Annotated in this window: 22 protein-coding genes; all 22 read right to left on the reverse strand. The window is 38.7% G+C overall.

From position 1 onward, the window contains the following. Positions 1 to 4: 4 nt before the first annotated feature. Complete coding sequence (gene rfbF / locus VTAP4600_RS14025) at positions 5 to 775, reverse strand: glucose-1-phosphate cytidylyltransferase (protein WP_102523358.1); 771 nt, start codon at positions 773 to 775, stop codon at positions 5 to 7. A 38-nt stretch (positions 776 to 813) separates the two neighbouring features. Further along, a complete protein-coding gene (locus VTAP4600_RS14030; RefSeq protein ID WP_102523359.1) occupies positions 814 to 1,551 on the reverse strand; it encodes an NAD-dependent epimerase/dehydratase family protein in 738 nt (245 codons plus the stop codon). Then, positions 1,548 to 2,552, reverse strand: coding sequence for a WaaS/CpsH family glycosyltransferase (locus VTAP4600_RS14035; RefSeq protein WP_102523360.1), 1,005 nt, complete (start codon positions 2,550 to 2,552; stop codon positions 1,548 to 1,550). Before VTAP4600_RS14035 ends, VTAP4600_RS14030 begins: the two co-directional genes overlap by 4 nt. Beyond that, positions 2,549 to 3,133, reverse strand: coding sequence for an acyltransferase (locus VTAP4600_RS14040; RefSeq protein ID WP_102523361.1), 585 nt, complete (start codon positions 3,131 to 3,133; stop codon positions 2,549 to 2,551). Before VTAP4600_RS14040 ends, VTAP4600_RS14035 begins: the two co-directional genes overlap by 4 nt. A 3-nt stretch (positions 3,134 to 3,136) precedes the next feature. After that, the gene (locus VTAP4600_RS26280; protein WP_102523362.1) at positions 3,137 to 3,787 is read right to left on the reverse strand and encodes a CatB-related O-acetyltransferase; all 651 of its coding nucleotides are present in this window, start codon (positions 3,785 to 3,787) and stop codon (positions 3,137 to 3,139) included. After that, a complete protein-coding gene (locus tag VTAP4600_RS14050) occupies positions 3,774 to 5,570 on the reverse strand; it encodes a hypothetical protein (protein ID WP_102523363.1) in 1,797 nt (598 codons plus the stop codon). The genes VTAP4600_RS26280 and VTAP4600_RS14050 overlap by 14 nt, the downstream gene beginning before the upstream one ends. Further along, positions 5,563 to 7,068 carry a lipopolysaccharide biosynthesis protein gene (locus tag VTAP4600_RS14055; protein ID WP_102523364.1) on the reverse strand — a complete coding sequence of 502 codons (1,506 nt, stop codon included), beginning with the start codon at positions 7,066 to 7,068 and terminating at the stop codon, positions 5,563 to 5,565. Before VTAP4600_RS14055 ends, VTAP4600_RS14050 begins: the two co-directional genes overlap by 8 nt. A 174-nt stretch (positions 7,069 to 7,242) precedes the next feature. Continuing rightward, a complete protein-coding gene (locus tag VTAP4600_RS14060) occupies positions 7,243 to 9,021 on the reverse strand; it encodes a carbamoyltransferase C-terminal domain-containing protein (RefSeq protein WP_102523365.1) in 1,779 nt (592 codons plus the stop codon). Positions 9,022 to 9,142: 121 nt separating this feature from the next. Beyond that, positions 9,143 to 9,697: an acyltransferase gene (locus VTAP4600_RS26540; RefSeq protein ID WP_102523366.1), complete on the reverse strand. Its 555-nt coding sequence runs from the start codon at positions 9,695 to 9,697 to the stop codon at positions 9,143 to 9,145. Further along, positions 9,690 to 10,823 (reverse strand): N-acetyl sugar amidotransferase, encoded by a 1,134-nt coding sequence (locus VTAP4600_RS14070; RefSeq protein WP_102523367.1) that lies wholly within the window; start codon positions 10,821 to 10,823, stop codon positions 9,690 to 9,692. The genes VTAP4600_RS26540 and VTAP4600_RS14070 overlap by 8 nt, the downstream gene beginning before the upstream one ends. A gap of 3 nt (positions 10,824 to 10,826) precedes the next feature. Continuing rightward, positions 10,827 to 12,098: an N-acetyl sugar amidotransferase gene (locus tag VTAP4600_RS14075; protein WP_102523368.1), complete on the reverse strand. Its 1,272-nt coding sequence runs from the start codon at positions 12,096 to 12,098 to the stop codon at positions 10,827 to 10,829. 11 nt (positions 12,099 to 12,109) lie between these two features. Then, complete coding sequence (locus tag VTAP4600_RS14080; RefSeq protein WP_102523369.1) at positions 12,110 to 12,919, reverse strand: HisA/HisF-related TIM barrel protein; 810 nt, start codon at positions 12,917 to 12,919, stop codon at positions 12,110 to 12,112. After that, a complete protein-coding gene (hisH, locus tag VTAP4600_RS14085) occupies positions 12,912 to 13,556 on the reverse strand; it encodes an imidazole glycerol phosphate synthase subunit HisH (protein ID WP_102523370.1) in 645 nt (214 codons plus the stop codon). Before hisH ends, VTAP4600_RS14080 begins: the two co-directional genes overlap by 8 nt. 23 nt (positions 13,557 to 13,579) lie before the next feature. After that, complete coding sequence (locus tag VTAP4600_RS14090; RefSeq protein WP_102524004.1) at positions 13,580 to 14,350, reverse strand: oxidoreductase; 771 nt, start codon at positions 14,348 to 14,350, stop codon at positions 13,580 to 13,582. Further along, the gene (locus VTAP4600_RS14095; RefSeq protein WP_102523371.1) at positions 14,350 to 15,039 is read right to left on the reverse strand and encodes an acylneuraminate cytidylyltransferase family protein; all 690 of its coding nucleotides are present in this window, start codon (positions 15,037 to 15,039) and stop codon (positions 14,350 to 14,352) included. Before VTAP4600_RS14095 ends, VTAP4600_RS14090 begins: the two co-directional genes overlap by 1 nt. Positions 15,040 to 15,047: 8 nt before the next feature. Further along, a complete protein-coding gene (locus VTAP4600_RS14100; RefSeq protein WP_102523372.1) occupies positions 15,048 to 16,019 on the reverse strand; it encodes a Gfo/Idh/MocA family protein in 972 nt (323 codons plus the stop codon). Positions 16,020 to 16,021: 2 nt separating this feature from the next. After that, positions 16,022 to 17,080, reverse strand: coding sequence for a nucleotidyltransferase family protein (locus VTAP4600_RS14105; protein WP_102523373.1), 1,059 nt, complete (start codon positions 17,078 to 17,080; stop codon positions 16,022 to 16,024). Then, a complete protein-coding gene (locus tag VTAP4600_RS14110) occupies positions 17,077 to 17,757 on the reverse strand; it encodes an acetyltransferase (RefSeq protein ID WP_102524005.1) in 681 nt (226 codons plus the stop codon). Before VTAP4600_RS14110 ends, VTAP4600_RS14105 begins: the two co-directional genes overlap by 4 nt. Beyond that, positions 17,750 to 18,823 carry an N-acetylneuraminate synthase gene (gene neuB / locus VTAP4600_RS14115; protein WP_102523374.1) on the reverse strand — a complete coding sequence of 358 codons (1,074 nt, stop codon included), beginning with the start codon at positions 18,821 to 18,823 and terminating at the stop codon, positions 17,750 to 17,752. Before neuB ends, VTAP4600_RS14110 begins: the two co-directional genes overlap by 8 nt. 20 nt (positions 18,824 to 18,843) lie before the next feature. Next, positions 18,844 to 20,028, reverse strand: a complete 1,185-nt coding sequence (gene neuC, locus VTAP4600_RS14120) for a UDP-N-acetylglucosamine 2-epimerase (protein WP_102523375.1) — start codon at positions 20,026 to 20,028, stop codon at positions 18,844 to 18,846. Between the two features lie 69 nt (positions 20,029 to 20,097). Beyond that, positions 20,098 to 21,243, reverse strand: coding sequence for a LegC family aminotransferase (locus VTAP4600_RS14125; RefSeq protein ID WP_102523376.1), 1,146 nt, complete (start codon positions 21,241 to 21,243; stop codon positions 20,098 to 20,100). A 54-nt stretch (positions 21,244 to 21,297) separates the two neighbouring features. Beyond that, positions 21,298 to 22,488, reverse strand: a complete 1,191-nt coding sequence (locus VTAP4600_RS14130; protein WP_102523377.1) for a UDP-N-acetylglucosamine 4,6-dehydratase — start codon at positions 22,486 to 22,488, stop codon at positions 21,298 to 21,300. Positions 22,489 to 22,876: the final 388 nt, after the last annotated feature.

A 22,876-nucleotide genomic window follows, 5' to 3' on the forward strand; every position in this document is an offset into this window, starting at 1 on the left:
GTGATTACCATGTTTTCCATTTAGCTTTATTACTCACAAACATTTCATTGAGCTTTTGCTTGTCATTTAAAGAGTCCATACACTTCCAGAACCCATCATGCTTAAACGCCATTAGCTCACTGTCTTGTGCCAATTTCTGTAACGGTTCTTGCTCAAATACAGTGCTATCACCACCGGTAATGTAATCAAAAACATTTGGGTTACATACAAAGAAGCCCCCATTAATCCATGAGCCATCGCCCTTTGGTTTTTCTGCAAAATTTTTAACTACAGAGTCATTGATTTCCAAAGCACCAAAACGACCATCCGGCTGGACTGACGTCATTGAAATAGATTTTCCATGGGATTTATGAAACTCGACCAATTTGGTGATATCGACATCTGACACACCATCTCCATAAGTTAGCATGAAGGATTCATTACCGATAACTTCTTGTGCTCGTTTAATACGACCACCTGTCATGGTATGTAACCCAGTATCAAGCAGAGTCACCTTCCAAGGTTCCGACGTGTTTTTATGGATCTGCATTTCATTTGTAGATAGGTCGATCGTAACATCACTTTGATGTAGGAAGTAATTAGCAAAATATTCTTTAATGTAATAGCCTTTATAACCCAACAGGATAACGAATTCGTTAAATCCGTGCTGTGAATACATTTTCATTATATGCCACAAAATCGGCTTGCCACCAATCTCAACCATCGGTTTTGGGCGAATATCTGTTTCTTCACTTAATCGAGTGCCAAAGCCTCCGGCAAGCAATACGACTTTCATATAAACTCCATATAAAAATAACGCTAATAAGTACAATCTTAGACGCGAGAAAAAGAACAATAAGTATCAAATAACTTTCTTTTAAAACTACTCATTTCAACTGAAACGTTATTACTTTCAGTAAAACTACGAAGTGTATCCTCTACCTCACCAAGCGTCGTATTATACACAGTTGTCGGAGATAACAACTCGTAACCAGCACTAACACGTTCATTTAAGTGAGTAACTAAATCGGACATCAAGTCTAGTGAATAACAGTAAGTCATAGGATAGTTACGATCATAAACAACAATTTCCTTATCATTATTAAGATTATGCATCCAAGTCGCGATCGCAGAGTTGTGGTTTGGCTTACTCCCAGGGCCAAACATGTGTGGTAACCGATAAACCCAAACCTTTGCACAACTAGTCTCACAATATTTTTTCAACAAAATCTCGGCTTGTTGCTTTGTCTGACCGTAGCCATTCTTTGGTGCACTAGCATGTACACTGGAAGCAAACACAATTGGTATCGCCTTTTCAGCCTTGCGAATACTATCAATAATAATTTGAGTTAACCCTACATTGCTACGCTCAAACTCCGCTTCATCACTATTAGGTCTCACCTCGCCTGCGAAGTGGTAAATGATATCAGACTCTTCAACCATGGCATGCAGTTCATCAATATTATTCTCTCGATTAAATGTAAATAGCTTAGAGTTAGGGGTTTTATTTACTGCCGCACTGAACTCCTTCCCAAGGAACCCCCTGGCCCCTGTTACAAGAACCTTAATCATATTCTATCACCCTTCGATTCATTAACATCAAAAACCCGATCGATCCACCCAAAAATACTATAGTTACTGATATCAGTTTCCATTATAGACCCCCTATCAGAAAACAAGTCACTATCATAATGAAGCTTATTACGATCGATTACGGCCATATTTTTCATATCATAAAAATCGTGTTCTAATATGTTATGATTGGTTGTTATCAATTTCAACCCTGAACCTAAAACCTCAAAAGTGCGCATACTAAGCCCTGTTTGGATATTTAACTCCACATCAAGAACAGCTTTACTAAATGAGTAGTTATCAACGACGTCCTTCATAGTAAGTGAGTATGTCTTAATATATTTAACATCCCTAAGTGAAATCTCGCCGCTAATTAACCTCACTAGAAGAGGGATTTTTTTCAAATATAAATGGTAATGAAACTTCAGCCCATCTTTCTCCATTTCCTTATCAAAAAATTTAATAATATTTAATCGATCGCTATGATAGGCACCAACAAAACTGAGGTCATATTTCTTTTCGTCGCCTTTTGACAACCCTACCCCTTCATAAATAGGCAAATAAAACAGTGGTTGATACGGAATATTTAGCTCTTTTGAGTCTGCAACATCAAAAGATGACACAAAGTCAAAATAGGGGATAATATCTCTATAATCATTCTGCCTATAAGAGTCCCATTGATATAGAAAAAATTTAGCATTAGCTTGGCTAAGTTTTAAATATTTCATAAAATCAGTAGTTAACCCAGCCCCCCTGATTATGAAAACATAGTCGAAATCATCATTATTCGCAGCAGTGGATATTTTTTTAAGGTTTTTTCTTTGTAAGCGACTCCAATAATTAGAGCTTACTTTCTTAGCGACTCTAGAAAGAAAAGAATTGTCCATTTCTGGTAGAAATGTAACTTTAGCCCCCAGTGAAGTGAGCGCATCAGTAATATGTTTCTCATACCCATAAAATACAGGCGCAATAAATAAAATATCTTTACCTTGAAACATCATACACGCTCCCACATTTGTCGTTCAACACTGTAGCGTTTTATAACTTTTGCAGGAGAACCAACTGCTACCGAAAAGTCTGGTATATCTGAAGTAACAACAGAATTTGCACCAATAACGCTATTTTTACCAACAGAACAGCCAATAATTGATACGTTTTCACCGATCCAAGCTCCATTACCAATCGAAACTATTCCGCAGGAAAGAACTGGTTGCTGAATAATTGGAAGATCAGTATTCTTGTAATCATGAATGTTATCAGAAATGTAAACCTTGTCGGCAATCAAAACATCACTCCCGATATAAATACCTTTGGCAGCCACAATATGAGAAAAACGCCCAATATAAGTGTTGCTACCTATTTCAATTTCCACATCAGAATCAGAGTCCAAAGCCATTAACCAACACATAGAGTTTATAGAGACACCATCACCAATGCTAATACAGTCTTCTCCCTCAATTATATCAGGTCGATAAATCGATACCTTTTCCCCAAACTTTTTAAATCTTCGAGAAAAAAGTAAGTTAAAAATAGTAGTTCGGATAACCCTTTTAGCTCGACGAACAGATTTGCATGAAAGCATGTATTAAACTCTTTTGATTTGTTTTATAAACTCATCCGGATCTTGAAAGTACTCAGAATAGCGTTCCAATACATCGCTATCAAGTTCCCACCATTGACTTTGAAGAAGTTTTTCGATCAAAGACTTGTCAAAACGGTATCTGAGATGGCGAGCTGGATTTCCTCCTACGATACTATACGGTTCGACATCGTTCACCACTATTGACCCAGCGGCCACTATTGCACCATGACCTACGATTACACCAGACTTGATAAAAGCAGAGTCCGCGATCCATACATCACTTCCAATCGTAGTTCTCGTAGGTTTTTTTGACCTTAAGCTACTTGTGTAAAATCTTGGAAGCGGCTGTGATGCGTCATAAAACATGGGATTTGTACTAAGGTAGGTCATTGGATGATCAATTAAGCCAATAGATACATTACTCGCAATAGAACAATATTTCCCAATGTCAGAATGAAGTATAGTACTCGCAGTTTGTACATAAGTTCCGGTATCAACCGCTACATCAATAAGTGTAACACCAGAAAACACTACCGAGTATTGTGACAAGCTACAATTCGCTGAAAGCGTTGAACCAAAATACACTTTTGCTCTTCGGTATTTTAATGCATAAATAAACCAACGAATACCATCTTTTATACTATTGAGCATCATTAGCACCTATTAGCATATTTATATAGTTAACATTACGCTCTAAGCTCTTTCCATCGAGTGGGCCTACATATTTTTCGAGTATATTTTTATCAAGGAACGTATCGTATCTTGAGTCTCTTGATTTAAAATCTATCATCGCTTGTAATAAATCAGGAATATTGTCAACGGTAACAAGTTCTGATTTATTATCAAAAGGTGGGGCACCAAATTCATTGTCCTTTCTATAATATAGAGAAGGAACACCGAGACTAGACGCTTCGATCAATGTTTGTGAATATATTGAAACGTAAAAATCTGATAGCCTCAATGCATCCATCATAGATATATTATCGACGATTTTCACATCAACATTAGGGAAATATTCACTGACAAATTTCTCGTATTGTTTTTTATATCCATTCGGTCTACACTTGATTATAATTTTATCGAATTGACCAAATCGCTCAGCAGCAGAAAGAACATCAAACATAAAATCAAACTCAACCGCAACATATGAATTAAGGTCGACACTATTAAAACCAGAGGTCCCTATAACAAGCACCGGCTGTTCATAATTAATTTCATTCGTTAAACCATAATATGCATCCATTCTTGGATCACCTAAACATACAACATGGTCATCATTATTAAAATAATTCACCTTTATACTATTCGAGTAACAATTGATATGAGATGCTAGTTTACTTTCGTCCGAATAATCGGGGCCGAGCATGCCATTAATGATAAGAAACGTAGGTTTACCTTCAGCACGGCAAACACAATCCAATAACGTGACATTTTTACCAAGATTGGAAATAATCACATGCAAGTCTAATTGATTATTTCTAACATATCTAATGTAATTATTTAGACTTGAAACATAATCTTCTATACATGACTCTACTCTGCTATTAATAATAGACGTTACGACTGAAGTAATATCCAGGCCATTATTTAAAATTAACCTTGAATGTATCCCCCTATTATAATTAAGAAGAATCTCGCTTATTTCAAGACCAAACGCGCCATTGAAAATAGGCTCTGGAATTATTCTATAGTCAGATATATTAATAATATCTTTCACATTATTGAAGTTAGTTTTTACAACTTGTATATTTTTATTTTTCAACATACCATTAATAATGGGTTTAGTTGGATGGTACTGCTGTATACAAATATACTTTTTATTTTTATTTATTGTCTTATCAAAAATATGTGCAACTCTAGAATGGAGATTTCCAACAATGGAACGTAACTTATATTTAAAGTAAGTAAAACCATTCGGTCTTATTTTAGAATCCAACCACTGAGCTATCGGAAAGTAATATCCACCATTTTCCTGATCATTTCTTAATTTTACAACTTCATATTTCAGACTTAATATATCAAGCGCACTAAATACATATTTATCATTAGAGCATACAATAATTTTCTTACTCTCAATTGAACTCAAAGCGTCCATATTCAAAATGAGTCTAATTATATAAGTATAATCATTCCAATATTCCAACCTGAATGAAATTCCGAAATCAACACCTTTATAATTAAATAAGTCATTTCCATTCTCATCATAATGCCAAGATTCAAAGAACCTATAAATATTATGATTTTCAGACTCCATCACTTTGTTATCAATAAGGTGATCGATATACATTGCATTTTTAGAATCTAGATATTTTACTAACGCAAAGTCAAAAGTTAGAACCAAGTCTAAATCTGAATCATATTCATTTGAAATATTCAGCCAAGAAGACAGTGCATCACATATATAAACATGACGATAATTACCGTGTAATTTACTCACCAGAACCTCTGTTCATAATTACCCTATTAATAAGTGCATTGATAGAACTTCTCTCCACGCCAAAAGGAGAAGGAAAGATAAAAAAGACGATTAAAGATAACAGCCCATATATAACAGCATAAATAGTCAAATCTATATATGGTGAGATATCCATAGTAGGAATAGTAGAAGACACTAGAGCAATAAAACAGAGAATCAAGCAGCAAATAAGTTGATTCTTTATCATCAAAGAAAATTTAACACCAATATACCGACAAGTAAAAAACAACTGTACATTAACACTAACCAGTTGAATTAAAACCATTTTTATCGCCAACCCATATGCTCCCAAATTTAATAGGTATATCGTTATAACAGAGACTAATCCGCCCAGTACTGAGAATACAAAACCAATATTTTTGTAAATCTTAGTTTTATTCATTGCAAAAAGTACAGAACTGGTAAGTTGACCAAAGGTTTGATGTATAGGGTATAAAGCTAATATCATTAAACTATATTTTGCATTGTAAAACTCATCACCAGCAAAGAGCCGAACAAATATATCACTGTTGAAAGAGATAAAGAACCCAATAAATGCCGAAAGTGAAAATAGTACAGGGACATATTTAGTAAATAAGTTTGCCACTTCGCTCATATTCCCCTGACCGTAGAATTTAGCAAACTCTCTAGATATTACTGGTGTCATTGACGCCGTAAATATAATAGACAGTGTAGCAATTGAGAAAGACAAACCATAAAATCCAGTTTCAATTGAACCAGACTTATTTTGAAGAAGCCATATATCAAATATATTAAACAAAATACCAACCAGGCCAAATTGAAATATTGGATATGAAAATTCAAAGAATGATTTTATTTGAATTTTCCATTTTACATTTACTGAAAAAACACCTTTAAACAATGTTTTATTTCTATAAAAAGCAACTGCCATACCAATAATAAAACCAAGCAGCATTATTATGTTAAAGAGGTAATACCCAATGACATTTATATTAACAACTTTAATTAAAACCCACAAAAAACACAAACTCATGATCCTGTAGATTATCTTAACTAACTCTATAGAAGTAGTTAATGCATAGGCATCAGCAGCTTTTATTGCTACCTGAGATAACCAAACAAAGAAGCAAAATAATGCAGCCAAAGCTATTTCAGCATTAGAGACTCCACCATTGAACATATAGCCAAGTTCAAAAAGCCAAACACAGAACACAGCGGTATTAACGATTAGAAATAATAGAAGACAAACCGTCGAGTAAAACACTATTATTTCATTTTTTTCTTTATTTGCACTGAGCTTCGTAAAAAAGGCTGTTGATGTGCCAGCATCAATTAGAGCCATTATTTGAGTAAACATTTGTGTGAGGTAAGTATAATTACCAAACACAGCGGGCCCGAGAAATCGAGGAACTAAAACCAAGATCCCAGCATTTACTAGCCCAGAAGTAATGCTTGAACCAAGTTTTACAAGGTACCTTCGCCTTAAACTATCTTCCAAATTATTAACCCAATCACTTTCATTGACATATTATTAATAAAGCAGAATCTTATCGAAACCATATATCATGCTCTAATAAACGCCGAGTTTATTGGCAATAAAACGCCGAAAAACAAATCCATCCAAAAAGATATAGATTTTAAATTTCGGCGTTCTAAAAAACTTCAATAACTATTATACTTTAGATATTAGTTTGTCATTAAGTACTAAGTGACGTAAACCAGAGTTCTCAAATACATGGATTGCATCCTCTATATCATTTACAACAGGTAATCCATGTAAGTTATAGCTTGTATTAAATAATGCCCCGATTCCGGTAAGTTTTGAAAACGCCGTAATTAACTCATAGTATTCGCTGTTTTGTTTCTTCGTTAAAATCTGAGGTCTTATCGTTTCATCGTACGGGTGAGTACCGGCTTTGATATCATTTAAATATTCTTTTCTTGTATCCATAGCGACAGCCATGTATCTAGCATCAAATTTCTTATCGTTCACTAAATATTTATCTGAAAAAGTGTCCAAAACAGTTGCAGCGAAAGGCATCCAAAAGTCTCTTCCCTTAATCAACTCATTGATATGTTGAATAATATTAGGGTTAGATGGGTTTGCCAGGATGCTTCGATTACCTAAAGCACGAGAACCAAATTCCATTTTCCCACATACTCTTGATACGACTTCACCATCTGCCAACAACTTGGCAACTCGATCATTAGTAGCTTCCGATACCTCATATTTTTCAGCTAGCTTATACTCTAAAATATAGGATTCAACTTCATCTGTTGTATTTTCAGTGCCTAAATATAGGCTTTCCAGTGGCATGTTTGTAATGCCATTTTCATAGTTTGCTAGATAACATGCGCCAATACATTGAGACTCATCTGAAGCTGAACCAGCAACAAACAAATCATCAACAAAATCTAATTCCCCCAATGCTTTACTTGCTTTGACGTTCATAGCTACCCCGCCGCTAAAGACAAAGTTGGTGAATCCAGTTTCTTTGTAAACCCTTGAAAACATTTCTGTAAGTATGTTTTCTGTATACTGTTGAATACCACCCGCAATATTATCAAAGCGGAAATATTGTAGCTTTTCATTTAAAAATTCGTAAAGGTCATTTGGTCTATTTTTATGTACAACGTTCATACCTTCGAAATCTAACAGCTCTTCAAAGATCGTTACCACTTCATCTGAATATTTTTCTTTGGCATAAGGAGCTAAACCCATCACCTTAAATTCGTGTTCAAGCGGCTTCATTCGAAGGTACAGTGTTACCATCCTGTATAGTCGCGCTATTTCACATTGACTGCTTTCGCTAACCAGCTCAAATTTATCGTTTTCAATTTTCCAGACAGTTTGGTTTTTACCGTCACCATATGCGTCAACTGTTATTGCTGCCGTTTTGTTCTTCTTATTGGTATTAGCAAAATAACCATACATTGCATGGCATGTATGATGGTCATAGAATTTTATCTTTTCTTTATTTATATTAAGAAATTGAGCAATATCTTGCACAATTACTTCTGTTACCTTTTCTTGTTTTTCTTCGACACTAAGGTCGTAATAGCTATCAGGAATATTATAGAATGTTTTCTCATTATCAAATTTATTTTTGAAAACTTTTTTCACATAATCCTTTGGAAACTCATCACCTGCAAGTTTAGGCTTCCAATAATTCTTCATCATATCTATATGATCGTTTACACCAAAAACTGTATCAAGCGGGTATTTGATATTATTGATATCGGTTCTATCTATCGTGGACATCGCAACGATATCAAGGTTTTCGTTGCAAAGTTCAAACTTTTCCATAATGTATCTTACGGCATTAGTAGGGAATCCCACTTCATTCTTTCGTTTGGTAAATCTCTCTTCTTGTACTGCACATACAACTTCCCCATTGATAGACAATGAAGCCGAAGAGTTATGCCCATCATATATACCTAATACGTTCATCTTGATTCCTGTTTCTTTTTGTGAATATTAAAAGATACCTAGCGGTAATGTGCTGTTTGATTATACAATCAATCGTTTATTATTCAGATAATTAATCGAGCCGAATTTATTTTACAACCTATTATTGAGCATTTTTGTCACTAATTAATTTAGCCGGATTGCCTGCAACAACACAATAATCAGGTACTGACTTAGTTACAATTGATCCTGCCGCAACTACAGAATTAGTTCCGATAGTCACTCCTGCCAATACCGTTACATTAGCACCAACCCATGCACCTTTTTTAATCTTTACCGTTTTAGAAGAAGTAAAACCTTGCTCAGATATTGGTTTATCTATATTACCAAACGCATGATTATCAACATAAATATGCACGCAAGAACCAACTAAGACATCATCTTCAATTACAATTTCAGAACCACCTAAATGGGGATCAGAAAATAGCATACAACCAGGCCTTATAACCACATTTTTTCCCAGTGAAATATTATGAGTTTCTATGGCATACGCTCCAGGCCTAATTGAAGCACCAACTCCAAGATATTTTAACTTTTTTTCGCATAATAATCGTCCCAACCATCTAGAATGCAGCATCCAATGCGTCAAAAGCATATCTGGACCAATACGATTAGCCCTTGTGAGAAAAGTTAGTTTTTTTAAAATACGCTTAATCACTTAGATGTTCCAAATTCTTTTTTAAGTGATACTTCAATTTCCACTTACCATCCTCCGATTGTTCCCATATATCATGATTTCTAAATTTTTCAGCCGTCTCCCAAAACTGGTCTTCTGTAATATCGTGAAATCGGAGGAAATGCTCAAAATCATTACTTGGAAACTCATCTTGTAATCTTGTGACAATATCGATCGCTTCATTTCGAGTCATTCTATCATTCCAAATATCATAGCAAGTCTGATCTGTAGCTCTCCAAAACCCAAACTTCAAATACTTAAACCATATATTAATTTCACATAACTTCTCATCAATATTGTCATAATCAAGGAAGTTGCCTGGAAGTGTACCTGCTCGACGGCCAACAAAGCCTCTTTTTTTGACAAATTCATAATTATTTCTTCCATACCAGCGCAGGAAGTGGCCAAGATAAATACTCTTTACGCCTGCGTTTTGTAACTTCTGGTAATCAGGATATTTATAGAAGAAAATATCTCTTTCTGAAATATCATTATCCAGCCAATCATGAATAGTCTTTTCCTTAATAAGGTCACTTTTATTTATCGCAATAGCTGAAGGCTTGCTATCTGTCCGTTGCAAACCACCGAACTCAAATGCAATATCTTCCCCCCATACGACCAAAGGAACATCGTAGATTAAGGCCGTATTAACTACGCTTGAAAACATAGCGCAGTGTTCCGCCCAATTAGGCTCACCTTGGCGGAGGAAACACTTTTGTCTAATTTTTCGGAAAACACTTGGCTTAATAGTAATTTTCATATGATCGACGTTTAAGTCTTTGATCATTTCATTTAAATTATCAATACCTTCTGTTGTTGGAACATGTGCTGCTAGCGTCACACATAGAACTTTTAAGCCATACTCTTCAGCCAAAACAGCAGCTTGATACCAACTGTCTTTCCCTCCACTAACCGCTACAATACAGTCATAGAACTGATTATTCTGTGCTTTAATATCATCCACTATTTTATCGAGTTCTTTACGCCGCCCTTTCCAATCAATTGTCTCTTTAACTTCTTTCGTTCTACAAGCATTACAAAAACCACGTTCATCAAGAACAATACCAGGCTTCGTATCAGGCATTACACAATTTGAACAAAATTTCATAATTTACCCTTCTTTCGCCTTAAAGTTTTCTTCATCGATGTAGGTACGACCCAGTAAAATATACTCATCATCAAAAGATTGAGATTCAAGTAGCTCTGTTTGCTTGTACTCGCGAGGGTCTTCAACAGCAAGCTCTTGCTCACTCTCTGTTAACTGAATATCCAATACGGTTTCTTTTAACACCCAGGTTCCCGCATCGTCTTTTGCCCATGCTTTAGGGTCGCGAAATTTATCTATGTACTGATAAAATATTTCTTCTGTTAGCTCTGCCCACTCTAAGAAGCGGCTCAATGCTTTTGGTTTTACGGGTAAATAATGGCGAATTAACTCTAGACCTTGTTTGCGAGTGATACGCTTCAAGCGGATATCTCTGGCAACGTGATCGTTCACTTTGGCATAGCCAAACTTTAGATATTTAATATAATCATGAACACTTGCATTGTTGGCGCACGCGATTGACTCATAACGGTTATACGTACGCTCTTGTTCGTGCGTCTCATAACCATAGCGTTCAATCATGTTTTCAATTTGCTGCTGAGAATCCCATAGAACGTAGTTTCCTACATATAGGCCACGCACTCTCGACTTTTCTAACTGCTCATCCGAGGGGTAAGTAAATGCTTGTAGATCTTTTGCGGAAACCTTTTGACTCCCACCGATAAGGTGCTCTGCGTCCACACCACGCAGAGCATGCTCTTTACGCACTTTTTTGGTCATCTCTACTCGGTCGTGATGACTGAACATGCCGACTTGATCTAGCCAGCCATTGCCCCCCCAAATGATCAGTGGGATATCGAGCTTTGTTGCAACTTGAACGGGGAATGTTTGACTCCCAGCCAATACATGCCAGTACATATCACCCATGTTTTCTAGTGTTTTGCGAGTGATCTCTTTAACGGTGTCCGGTCCAACCGTTGATGTCATATGGTCGCAATCGAGTTCGGTAATTAGGCGGGCTAAGTTTCTTATTCCTACTTTAGTAGAAAAATGAGTATTGTAGGTAACAAGCAGTGGATTAAGGCCGTATTTATGTTTAATTAAATCAACAACAAAGAAATCATCCCCAACGCCTGTTACAGGAATCACACAGTCATAGTGAGAACCAGCTCTAACCTTATAGTGAGACAAGAGTTTCTCTAACTCCTGTTCTTTTTCCTGCCAGTCAATTTGGTATTTTTCTTCATGTACGCGGCAACCACTACATACTCCATCATTATCGAATATTAAATTAAGTGCGTGGTTTTCTGGATACAAACAACGTTTACAATATTTCATAGTTTATACACTTAGTAGGGGCGACCAAGGAAATCCAACTCAAAGTTTTCATACTTAACTTCAGAGCTTAATCTCACGTTTAAATTAGCACTTCTCATCTGGGCTTTAGCCGCAATGGTACTGTGTTCCATATGTTGGAAGATGTTTGCCGCTGCCAATGCTTGACACCCACCCGCAATCGCACCGTCTGCAAGCTGATCAAAACGACCAATTCCCCCAAGAGCAATAACAGGAACAGAAACATTGTCACTCACACTTCGGAGTAATTTCGTATCGTACCCTTCTCGACTGCCATCTCTGTCGACGGAATTAAGTAGAATTTCACCGGCACCAAGTAACTCTACTTTTTTGGCCCAGTCAACGACGTCTAAATCTAATGGAGCACCTTGCTGATAGTCGTAGACTTTATAACAACCATCTTGTTCAAGAGCATCAATGGAAACGGTAATACACTGGCTACCAAAAATGGAAGATGATTCAGTAATAAAGCTCGGGGTTTCCATCGCAAGTGAATTGATAGCAACTTTATCAGCGCCTGCTTTTAGGAGTTGACGAATATGCTCAATGCTCTTGATTCCGCCACCGACAGTTAAGGGAACAAAACACTCTTTTGCCGCCCAGCTAACCAAATCAAAATTAGGCTCTCTACCATCTTTTGTTGCATCAATATCGTTAACGACGATTTCATCGACATCCCAGTTTACAAAAAAGTCGATGGCTGTTTTTACGTTACCAATAGGCAAGTATTTGTTAAAGCCGAAGCTCTGAACCACGAGCTCCCCTTTTGTAACAATGCATGGAATTAATCGAGTTTTAAGCATTATTACCTCCTGTTGCTTGAGTTTGAGCCCAATCTAAAAAGCTCTTCATTGCTGCCAAGCCATTCTTCTGACTTTTTTCTGGGTGGAACTGCATACCAACCACATTGTCTTTTTGCACCGAGGCTGTCATTTCTACACCATAGTCAAATGTCGCTAGCTTGTATTCTGACGGGCAATTCACCCACAAGCTATGTACAAAGTAGAAATCTTTATCATCATGAAGGTAATCAAATACGCTCTGTTCTTTTTGTAAAATCAGCGAGTTCCAACCAACATGAGGTACGCGAAGTCCCTGACCAGGCGTCATATACTCCACTTTACCTGGAATCCAACCGAGCCCTTTTGTCAATTCAATTTCTTCTGAAGACTCAAATAACAACTGCATACCAAGACAAATACCGAGAGCTGGTTTTTTCTTGGTTATAACTTCATGGGTAAGCACATCCACCAACTGCTTTTCGTGCAGCTTTTTCATCGCGTCTGGAAAAGCACCAACGCCAGGTAAAATAACACAATTTGACGCTTCAATGATGGCAGGATCATTAGTGATTTGAATGTCGTACTTTCCGACATGGTTGATCGCATTTTCAATGGAGCGAACATTACCCATATCATAGTCAATTATTGCTATTTTCATTTTATTCACTTTGAATGTTTTCGTTACAGAATAAAGCCATCGTCGACAACAATGTTTTGCCCAGTGACATACTTAGATTGTTGTGAAAGTAAAAAGAGTACGGAACCAATGACTTCTTCGACGTCGAGCATCCCCGCTCCATGAGTCTTACTTTTATAAGCTTCCAAAAACTCTTCTGGCTGATGATCAAAGATCCCCCCCGGACTGATACTGTTAATCCGAAATCTGCTATCATCAACATACGCAACTGCATACTTATTCATATGCAAAATAGCCGATTTAATTGCTGCGTATTCCACCGGCATCGTCATAGAGGTACCAGCATAGACATCAAATTTAGGTGCAATCACACCATATATTGATGAAATATTCACTAATGAAAACGGCGACTGGTTTCTATTAAAATATTCAGCACATTGCTGAGTAAACAAAAACGCACTGCCTAAATGTAAGCTCAGGTTTTCATTAAAACTCTGTAATGTCACATCAAAAAAATGAGAACCATAAGTTTTGTTACGCGGGTAAGTACTATTTACCGCTCCAGTAATCCCGTCATGTTCAGTAAAAAACGCTTTCACTTCCGACTCATTTGTGACGTTAAGTTCAACCAATTTAAGTTTCGGATTGTTTGTGTCGACTTGCTGTTGCACGAGCTTAGTATCCATTGCTTCTAGCTCAAGATCGGCTGCTATTACTTCTGCTCCTTGAAGTAATGCCTGATGAACAATTTTTGTACCAAGCAAGCCAGCAGCACCAGCAACCAAGACTTTCTGATCTTTCAATAAGTCTCTCATCATTTTATATCCTGTAAGATAGCTTCAGCCAGCCTGAAATCATAGATATCATCAATATCAACCGCTCGTTCTTTTGGAACATCAATACTCGTTACTTTACCAGAAAAAATACCATATTGGTCGAGCACAAATTTCGGCGTAGCGACATATACAACCGTTGTAATATCAAATACTTTTGGGGCATCTTGTCGACGTGCGACCTCAGATTCAGGTTGGTTGACGAGCTCTACTAAGTCGTCTCCAGTGTACTTAACCATATTGAAAAATGGGCTACGCGAGGCCGGAGTTGTTGAAATACAGATGTCCGCACCTACGTTTTCACGTTGAGCTATTGCCAATTCGATATCTTCAACGCTACGCAATGGGCTCGTTGCCGGTAAACTTACAAAACCATCAAAATGGCCGTAATTTTCGTTCACCCATTGTATCGCATGCCGCCATGAGAGCCACTCTGGACTCGTATCGGTAGCGAGTTCTTCTGGTCGTTCTATCAAAATTGCGCCAGAATTCAGTGCCACCTCAGCAATGCTTTTATCATCTGTAGAGACAAACACTCGGTCAATCGAAGGAGAAGCTAATGCTGAATCTACAGAATATTGTAACAATGGCTTCCCAGCTAAAGGTTTTATATTTTTACCAGGCAGCCCTTTTGAGCCTCCTCGAGCAAAAATAAATGCGTAATTTTTCATTTTAATCTCTACTCTCGCTCAGTTTGTCGTCTGATGTCATCAATCAGCATCACTGTACTTTGAGCTTCTTCAATTGTGATGCAAGTATGCGGCAAACCTTCTATCATTTGTATAAAGTCATCAATCATGGCCAAATACATCTGGTTTTTATCCCACATTGGATCTTGATATACGACAGAGCTATTGGTCGCGGTTGTAAATAACAATTGATTCTGAATTAGATCCCAGTCAATTCGCCCTTCACTTCCAATAAAGCTGCATTGTCTATGTGCCTTGCGCTGAAGAAAGTCCAAGTGAATCGTCGTCACTACATTTTCGTTATTAGTAGTTAATATATCAGCGACATCTTCAACATCGAGTTTTAGTTCTTGTGATGATCGTAAAATTGCATGCTGCACAGTAAGAGGACCAAGTAACCACTGGGTATAATCCAATTCATGGCTCAATTCAAAAAGCGCTCCCCCACCCAGATTTTTGTTTGCTGAAACGCACTGGCGGTAGTCTTTATTTGGGCGCCAGTCTGGTAAATACTGACCAATTTCAATATGAGCATTATACATTGTACCAATCTTACGCTGAGCCAATAGCTCTTTTAACTTCAAAGCAGAAGGCAAATAACGTAAACAATAGCCTATCGCTACCGGAGTTTGGTAGTAGTTAATAGCTTGTTGAATTAGCTGCGCCTCTTCAACTGTCGTCGTTACTGGCTTTTCAATTAATGTCGGAATGCCGGCTTTAATAAGTGGTATGGCATGCTTTGCATGGAACGGAGCTGGTGAGGCGACAATCACTAATTGAACTTTTTCTTTGATTATATCAGCAATACTAGAAACCAGTTCGTCACAACACTCTATGCTCTCTGTTGGTATTCGACCGCTCGAAGACATCGAAAACAGTTTCGCAGCTGGAAAGCGTAACTTTAAATTACGTCGATGCCGAGTAGCAATATTACCTAAACCAATGACTGCAAGCCTTTCCATTTTTAATCAAACCCCAATGTATGTATGTCTGTTTGAGCTCGGTTAAAGTCGTCAATTCGCCCAATATCTAACCAATATTCATGAATAGGGAACATCAATATGTTTTCTCTTTCATTCATATGCTGTTCAAGCAAAGTTGGCATATCAATATGATGATTCGCAGGAACAGATTGAATGACACGCGGAGACACTACATAAATACCCGCATTAACAAAAAAACGTTGAATCGGTTTTTCCACCATACTCGTAATTTTATGGCCTGTTCCATTGATAACCCCGTAAGGGATCTGATAGTCGTACTCTCGTACACACATAGTCGCATCTGCTTGGTTATCAGTATGAAACTCTAACAGGCGTTGAAAGTCGACTTTAGTAAGTACGTCTCCATTCATCATTATCAGTGGCAAACCTTCCGGTAAATCTGCTGGCAACAGCCCCAAAGCCCCTCCAGTACCTAAAGGGGATTCTTCATGCACATAAGTGATCTTGACCCCTAAGCCAGAACCATCGCCAAAATACTGCTCTATTTGCTCTGGCATGTAATGGGTTGATATATAAAAATTAACAAAGCCCGCTTTAATAAAACTGCGAATAACCGTATCTAAAATTGGCTTGTTACCAACCTTTAGCATTGGCTTCGGGCAATCATCTGTCAAAGGGCGTAAGCGGGTGCCAAAACCACCAGCCATTAAAAATACGGGATTATAGAAAACTGGCTTACTAAGCATGCTATGTAAGGTTTCAAGACCAACTACCTTCCCATTAGCTAGCAGCGGTATTGACAGAATCTCTTTACTTTCCATCATCGTAACAAGTTTTTCTTTGCTCGTATTTACATCCGCGGTTTCGGGCGATGAGTTCATGACAAGCTGAACTTCAGCACTCAACGGTAAATTATTGAGCAAACCACGTCTTATGTCGCCATCAGTAACAACACCTAGTAATCTATCCGAATCATCCACAACCAATACAACACGCAATGACTCATTATTTATAATTTCTAACGCATCGCGCAGCGTACTCGTCGGTTTTATTAGTACCTTTTTCCAACTGTGGCTCATGAGTAACCTTTATTTTTTAGTCCATCTACACTTTTCTTAACCGTTACTCTACTTGGGTAACAGGTTTCGCCCGCTAGCAAATTTCTTATAACAACCGCACCTGCACCCACAACTGCATGTTGTGCGAGTTTAATACCTTGAATAACCGTAGCATTCGCACCAATAAAAACATTTTTTTCTGTTTCTACCTGCCCACAAAGTGTCGCGTTAGGGGCAATATGATTATACTCACCGATGCAGCAATCATGCTCGATAATCGCTCCAGAGTTAATAACCACATGACTTGCTATACGTGCACCGGCCTGAATGATAGCGCCAGCGAATACTTGCGCTCCAGCCTCTACTGTCGCGTAAGGCGAGACTTGTGCTGTCTCTGCGATCACAGTTTCAAACTGATAGCCATGTGCGAGATAATACTGATTCAGTTTTTGTTTAAAATCAGAATTTGGTAATACGCCAATCCCGTTGACCAGCAACACATCCTCGTTCGAAAACTGAAACACATCATCATCATTTCTAAAGCGCGTCAGTCCTTTAAATACAGTACGCCTATTCGGGTCATCAGGGCTCACAATAGCGACAATGTTCCGTCCTTGCATTCTCAGTATATCTACCAGCACGCTGGCATGACCGCCACCACCAATGATAATCAATGGCTTTAATTTCGGCTTACTCAACAATTATGTCTCCAGCCATATAGTTTTGGGTTGCAGGTTTATTAATCAGCGTCCAAAATCGATAAGGCGACATCCCCGTCCCCGGACGTTTAATTGTAAGGTTTTGCTCACTAAAACACTCACCCGTTTTAATTGGCTTCGCTGCCACAAGGCTTTTACGTGCAACCGCTTTATTTTTGACTTCAGATACCGTGGGAGTTTTTACCCCACCACCTAATGCAACTTCAACCTGACGAATACTCTCGACCATAGCCGCAAGCTCATTCGGCTCTAGCGACGCTTTATGATCAGGCCCTTCCATGGTCTTATCTAAGGTAAAGTGTTTTTCAATCAACACCGCGCCACGAGCCACTGCAGCTACAGGGATAGTAATCCCTTCGCTATGATCTGAATATCCAGCAGGCAACTCAAAAGCGCGACCCAATGTATCCATCGCTTTTAGGTTAATTTCGGCCATTGGCGCGGGGTATTCTGTCGTACAATGGAGTATGGTTACCTTTTGCTTAAGCATTTGCTGGCCAGCGATTGAAGCATAAGCTTGCTGAAAAGCACCTACACTCGGCAAAGCTGCGTCATCGGCCGTATAACCGAAGGCAATTACACCAAGTACCGCTTCAACTTCCGATAGCGTCGCCATACCTGTTGATACAATTAAATCACATCCAGTGCGAGCATGCTCCAACACCAAAGGCGCATTGGTAATTTCACCTGATGGGATCTTTAATCGAGTTAAGCCTAAATCATTTACCAAGAAATCGAGACTTTCAGAGTCAAATGCGGTTGAAAGAAATTCAATGCCTAGCTTCTGGCAATGCTCAACCAGCTGATGATGCACTTGATAAGATAACTCCAAGCGACTTAACATCGCCAGTTGTGACTCCTGCTTTTGGGTGTTAGTTACTTGATATTCAGCTTGTTTTGCATCTTCCGTGACTAGATTCTTTGCTTTAAACGTCTGAAATTTAACGATATCAGCGCCCGCTTGATGCGCAGCATTAACCAGTTCAAAAGCCAGTTTTTCATCACCATTATGATTAACACCAGCTTCTGCAATTATTAACGTCATAGGGTTCTCGCTTGTTCTCGTTAACGTAAGTTATTGTTCGATTTCTTTGTGCTACTCAGATCGTAAAAAGCTTTGCTCGGCTCAAATTGTAGCGACTTAAGCATATCAATCACTTGCTTGCTAACATCCCCTTGCCCATATGGATTATAAACAACCTCATCCGTCTGCTTATAATTACGGCTCACAGCAGTACCAATAGCAGCCGAAATAGCTTCTTGATTAGAATCGCAATGCAACACACTTTTTGCAGCTAAACGCCCTTTTTGTCTGACCCCAATATTAACCGTAGGGACATCAAATGCCGGAACCTCGATAATACCGCTTGAAGAATTACCAATCACCGCAGTCGCATGCTTCACCGCACTTAAATATCGAACTTGTCCTAAAGATGGAATTGCCAATATACGCAATGGTCTTTCACGCGCATACCGTTCCAAAATGGGTATAATACGCCGGCCACCGTCATCCGCATTGGGATAAGTCAAAATTACTTGATGATCGGGGAATTCGTCTAACGCATCTAACAACGCTTGAAAGCTGACTTCTGGCAATTCTTCTCCAAGCGTTACTGGGTGATAGGTAACTAAAAAGAAAGGTTGAGATAGTGGAAAATTAAGCGACTTCGCTAACCCTTCAACCTCCATGAAGTCGGCACGTTTCAAGTGGTCAAGCCCAATAGCCCCAACATTACGTACTCGATCGGGGGCTTCACCTAACTGGATCACTCGTTGACGGTATTCCTCCGTAGAAGTGCCGTGCAAGTAACTTAACTTAGTAATTGCATGACGAATTGCATCATCATAAGCCCCTTCGGTGATCTCCCCACCATGCAAATGTAAAATAGGAATACGCAGAATCATCGCTGTTTGTGCGGCGGCTAAAGCTTCAAATCGGTCACCTAGAATCACTAACACATCTGGCTGTAAGCGTGCTAATGCATCAGCAAAACCCAACACCCCTAGGCCCATACTCTTTGCCGTACCCACAGCAGAATCAGATGAGAGTAATATCTCGATTTTTTCATCAATCTTAAAACCATCTATCTCTATTTGTTGGTATGTTTCGCCAAACTCAGGGGATAAATGCATCCCAGAAACCAACAGTTGAAGATCAAGTTCACGATCACTTTGAATGTCTTTTAACAGCCAAAAGAGCAGACCATACTCAGCCCTTGTACCTGTAAATACCGCGATTTTTTTATTCATTACTTTTACTCGCTACCAAAGTGATCATCAAAATTAACGACTTCCATCCCATAACTCAATTAGAGCAGCCTAGAACGATACGGGGCTACTCGGCAAATTAACTAAATGTGCTTCAATATGCTCAGAGTGCGTTAAATCACCACGCGGTGCATCTTTAAACATAGGTAAACGATGCATCAACTGCCAAATTGGGCGAGTCATGACCCCTGCATCATTAGTCTGCTTGAGCAGGGCATCACGCGAACCAACAGAAGGGCAAATAACTGCATTCAACCAGTAATTCGACTGAGCGTATTCAGGCTCAATCACAAACTCAAAATCACTTCCATCAAAGAAGTTTTGGTACTTATTGGCTAAAGCCCGTTTACATATTAGGTACTGCTCTAACACTTCCATCTGCGCGCAACCTAATGCCGCATTGAGGTTTGGCATACGATAATTGAACCCCGCCACATCATGATAAAACTCATAAGGATGTGGTACTTTTGCAGTGGTGGTTACATGCTTAGTGTGAGCACCTAACTCAGAGGTTTTGCACAACACCATGCCGCCACCGCCTGTGGTAATAATTTTATTACCATTGAAACTCACCGCACCAAAATCACCCAGAGTACCGGTATGTTGCCCTTTGTAGAATGATCCTAAGCTCTCTGCCGCATCTTCAACTAAAGTAATGTTCCATTTACGACAAACGGCAATGAGTTCATCTAGTTCAACAGGGTGGCCGAAGGTATGCATTGGCACGACGGCACGTATCGGACGTTGCGTCTGTTTATGAACACAGCCTGTCGATGTTAACTGAGCATGCTCAGTAAGATAACAATCCATTGCTTTAGGGCATAAACCTAAACTGATAGGCGACACATCGACAAAAATTGGTTCAGCTCCCATGTGGTAAAGAGCATTACAAGTCGCAACAAAGGTCAGCGCTTGAGTAATAACAAAATCATCTGGTTTTACGCCTGCCATATACAAGGCGGCATGTAATGCTGCCGTGCCATTTACTGTGGCAACCGCTTTGGCCGTGCCCGTATAGGCTTCAATTTGTTGCTCAAACTGTTCAACAAACTTACCAACACTGGATACAAACGTGCTTTCTATCGTTTGTGAGACGTACTTCTGCTCATTACCATTAAAGCTAGGGGCATGTAGGGGGATGAAGTCGTTGGTTTGATATACATCACGAACAAACTCAACAATCGATGTTTGGCTCATTACTCAACTCTCTAGTTAGTGCGGCTTCAGTATTTACTTCAACAACAGTGATAACTACATTTTGCTATCAAGGTATTTACCGGTTTCTTTATGGCCAAAGTCTGGGATCATGGTAAAGACCAGCTTAACAAGCTCATCCTTACTCCATTCACGACCCAACTTCATTCGGCTTACTTCTTGCTCAAACAACGCCAAAAGCTCTTGCTCATAAAGCGGTTCGTTCTTAATGATGCCTAAGTTTTCAAAGCGCGCCATATCCAACGTTTCTTGATCAGTAAAGAACTCTTCGAAGTCTTTTTCGCCCGTAGTATCACTCGACGTAAATAAACAAGGCCATTTACCCTGTGCAGGCAGAGTTTTTGCTAGTTCTCGCGCTTCATCTTCTGTTTCACACAAGTGAGGTTCAAAACCACGTTGCTCAAGGTACTTTATCGCAATATCTGCAAAAGAAATAAGATGCAGGGCTTCACTTAATTTAGGAAAAAAGATGTCGCGGTTTTCACCAAAAATACAAGACATTAAGCAGAGCTCGCCAGACTCTTGCGGAGTCACGAAATAACGTTTGATATCATTTGGGGCAACTATCGGTTGATTTTTCTGAATACGCTGATTAAAGCCATGCAGTAATGAACCGTCTGAAAACGCTACGTTTGCAAAGCGCGCGGTTGAAATCGCTATCTGTTCACTTTTACGCATTAAGAACATTTCCATAATACGCTTAGAAGCACCCATCATGTTGACAGGGTTTGCTGCTTTGTCTGTCGAGACACAAAAGTATTTTTTCACACCTGCATCAATTGATTGCTGAATGGTTTTATCGGTATTAAATACATTCACATCGATCATACGCATTAAGGTAAATGGGTCTTTCTCGCTACGAACATGCTTTAATGCAGATAGATTTAAGACGTAGTCATACTGACCATCGGCTTTGATAAACGCATCGTATTCGATGGAGCCAATGTCTAACGCAAAGGTTTGGAAGTCGCCATCGATATAACCAAACGAACTACGAATATCACGAACCAGCTCAACCATATTGTTTTCGCTAATATCGACCACATGCAACTTGTTAGGATTACGCTTGAAGATCTCTTTTGTGACCGCCTGACCAATGGAACCTGCACCACCTAAAACCAAAAAACGAGCATTAGAAACAATACTTTTCAATTGCTGCTCATTGCTTTGTATATCCGTATTAAATAGCGCTTTTTGTCGCCCAATTAAAGAAAGTATCGTATTCATATGCCATAAACCAAAAAGAAAAATGTACGCTACCGCCCTAAGGTTAAACGTACCCTCAAGACGCATTAACATGCTAGGGCATGTATAAGAATTTTATATCTGCGATTATACCCCGATTCCCTGACGAAACACCAATGCACCGCGACCAATCCAACAATTTGTGCGAGAACTGTGCTTGTGGCCCACAGCACATCTCATTTATTCAATAAAGTCGGTCCCAATACGGTTAAAATTCTTCTTTTTCATACCTTGCTTTTCATCAAGCCCTGTACGATATTTAGACAATAGTAATCAAAAGGATTCGATTCTGAGAGGCGTTTATGTACACATCCACTTAACCTTAGCTGAATGATTCTAATAAAAAACAATCACAATCATCAGCGGTAGG

The sequence above is a fragment of the Vibrio tapetis subsp. tapetis genome (genome assembly GCF_900233005.1).
Lineage (GTDB): Bacteria > Pseudomonadota > Gammaproteobacteria > Enterobacterales > Vibrionaceae > Vibrio > Vibrio tapetis.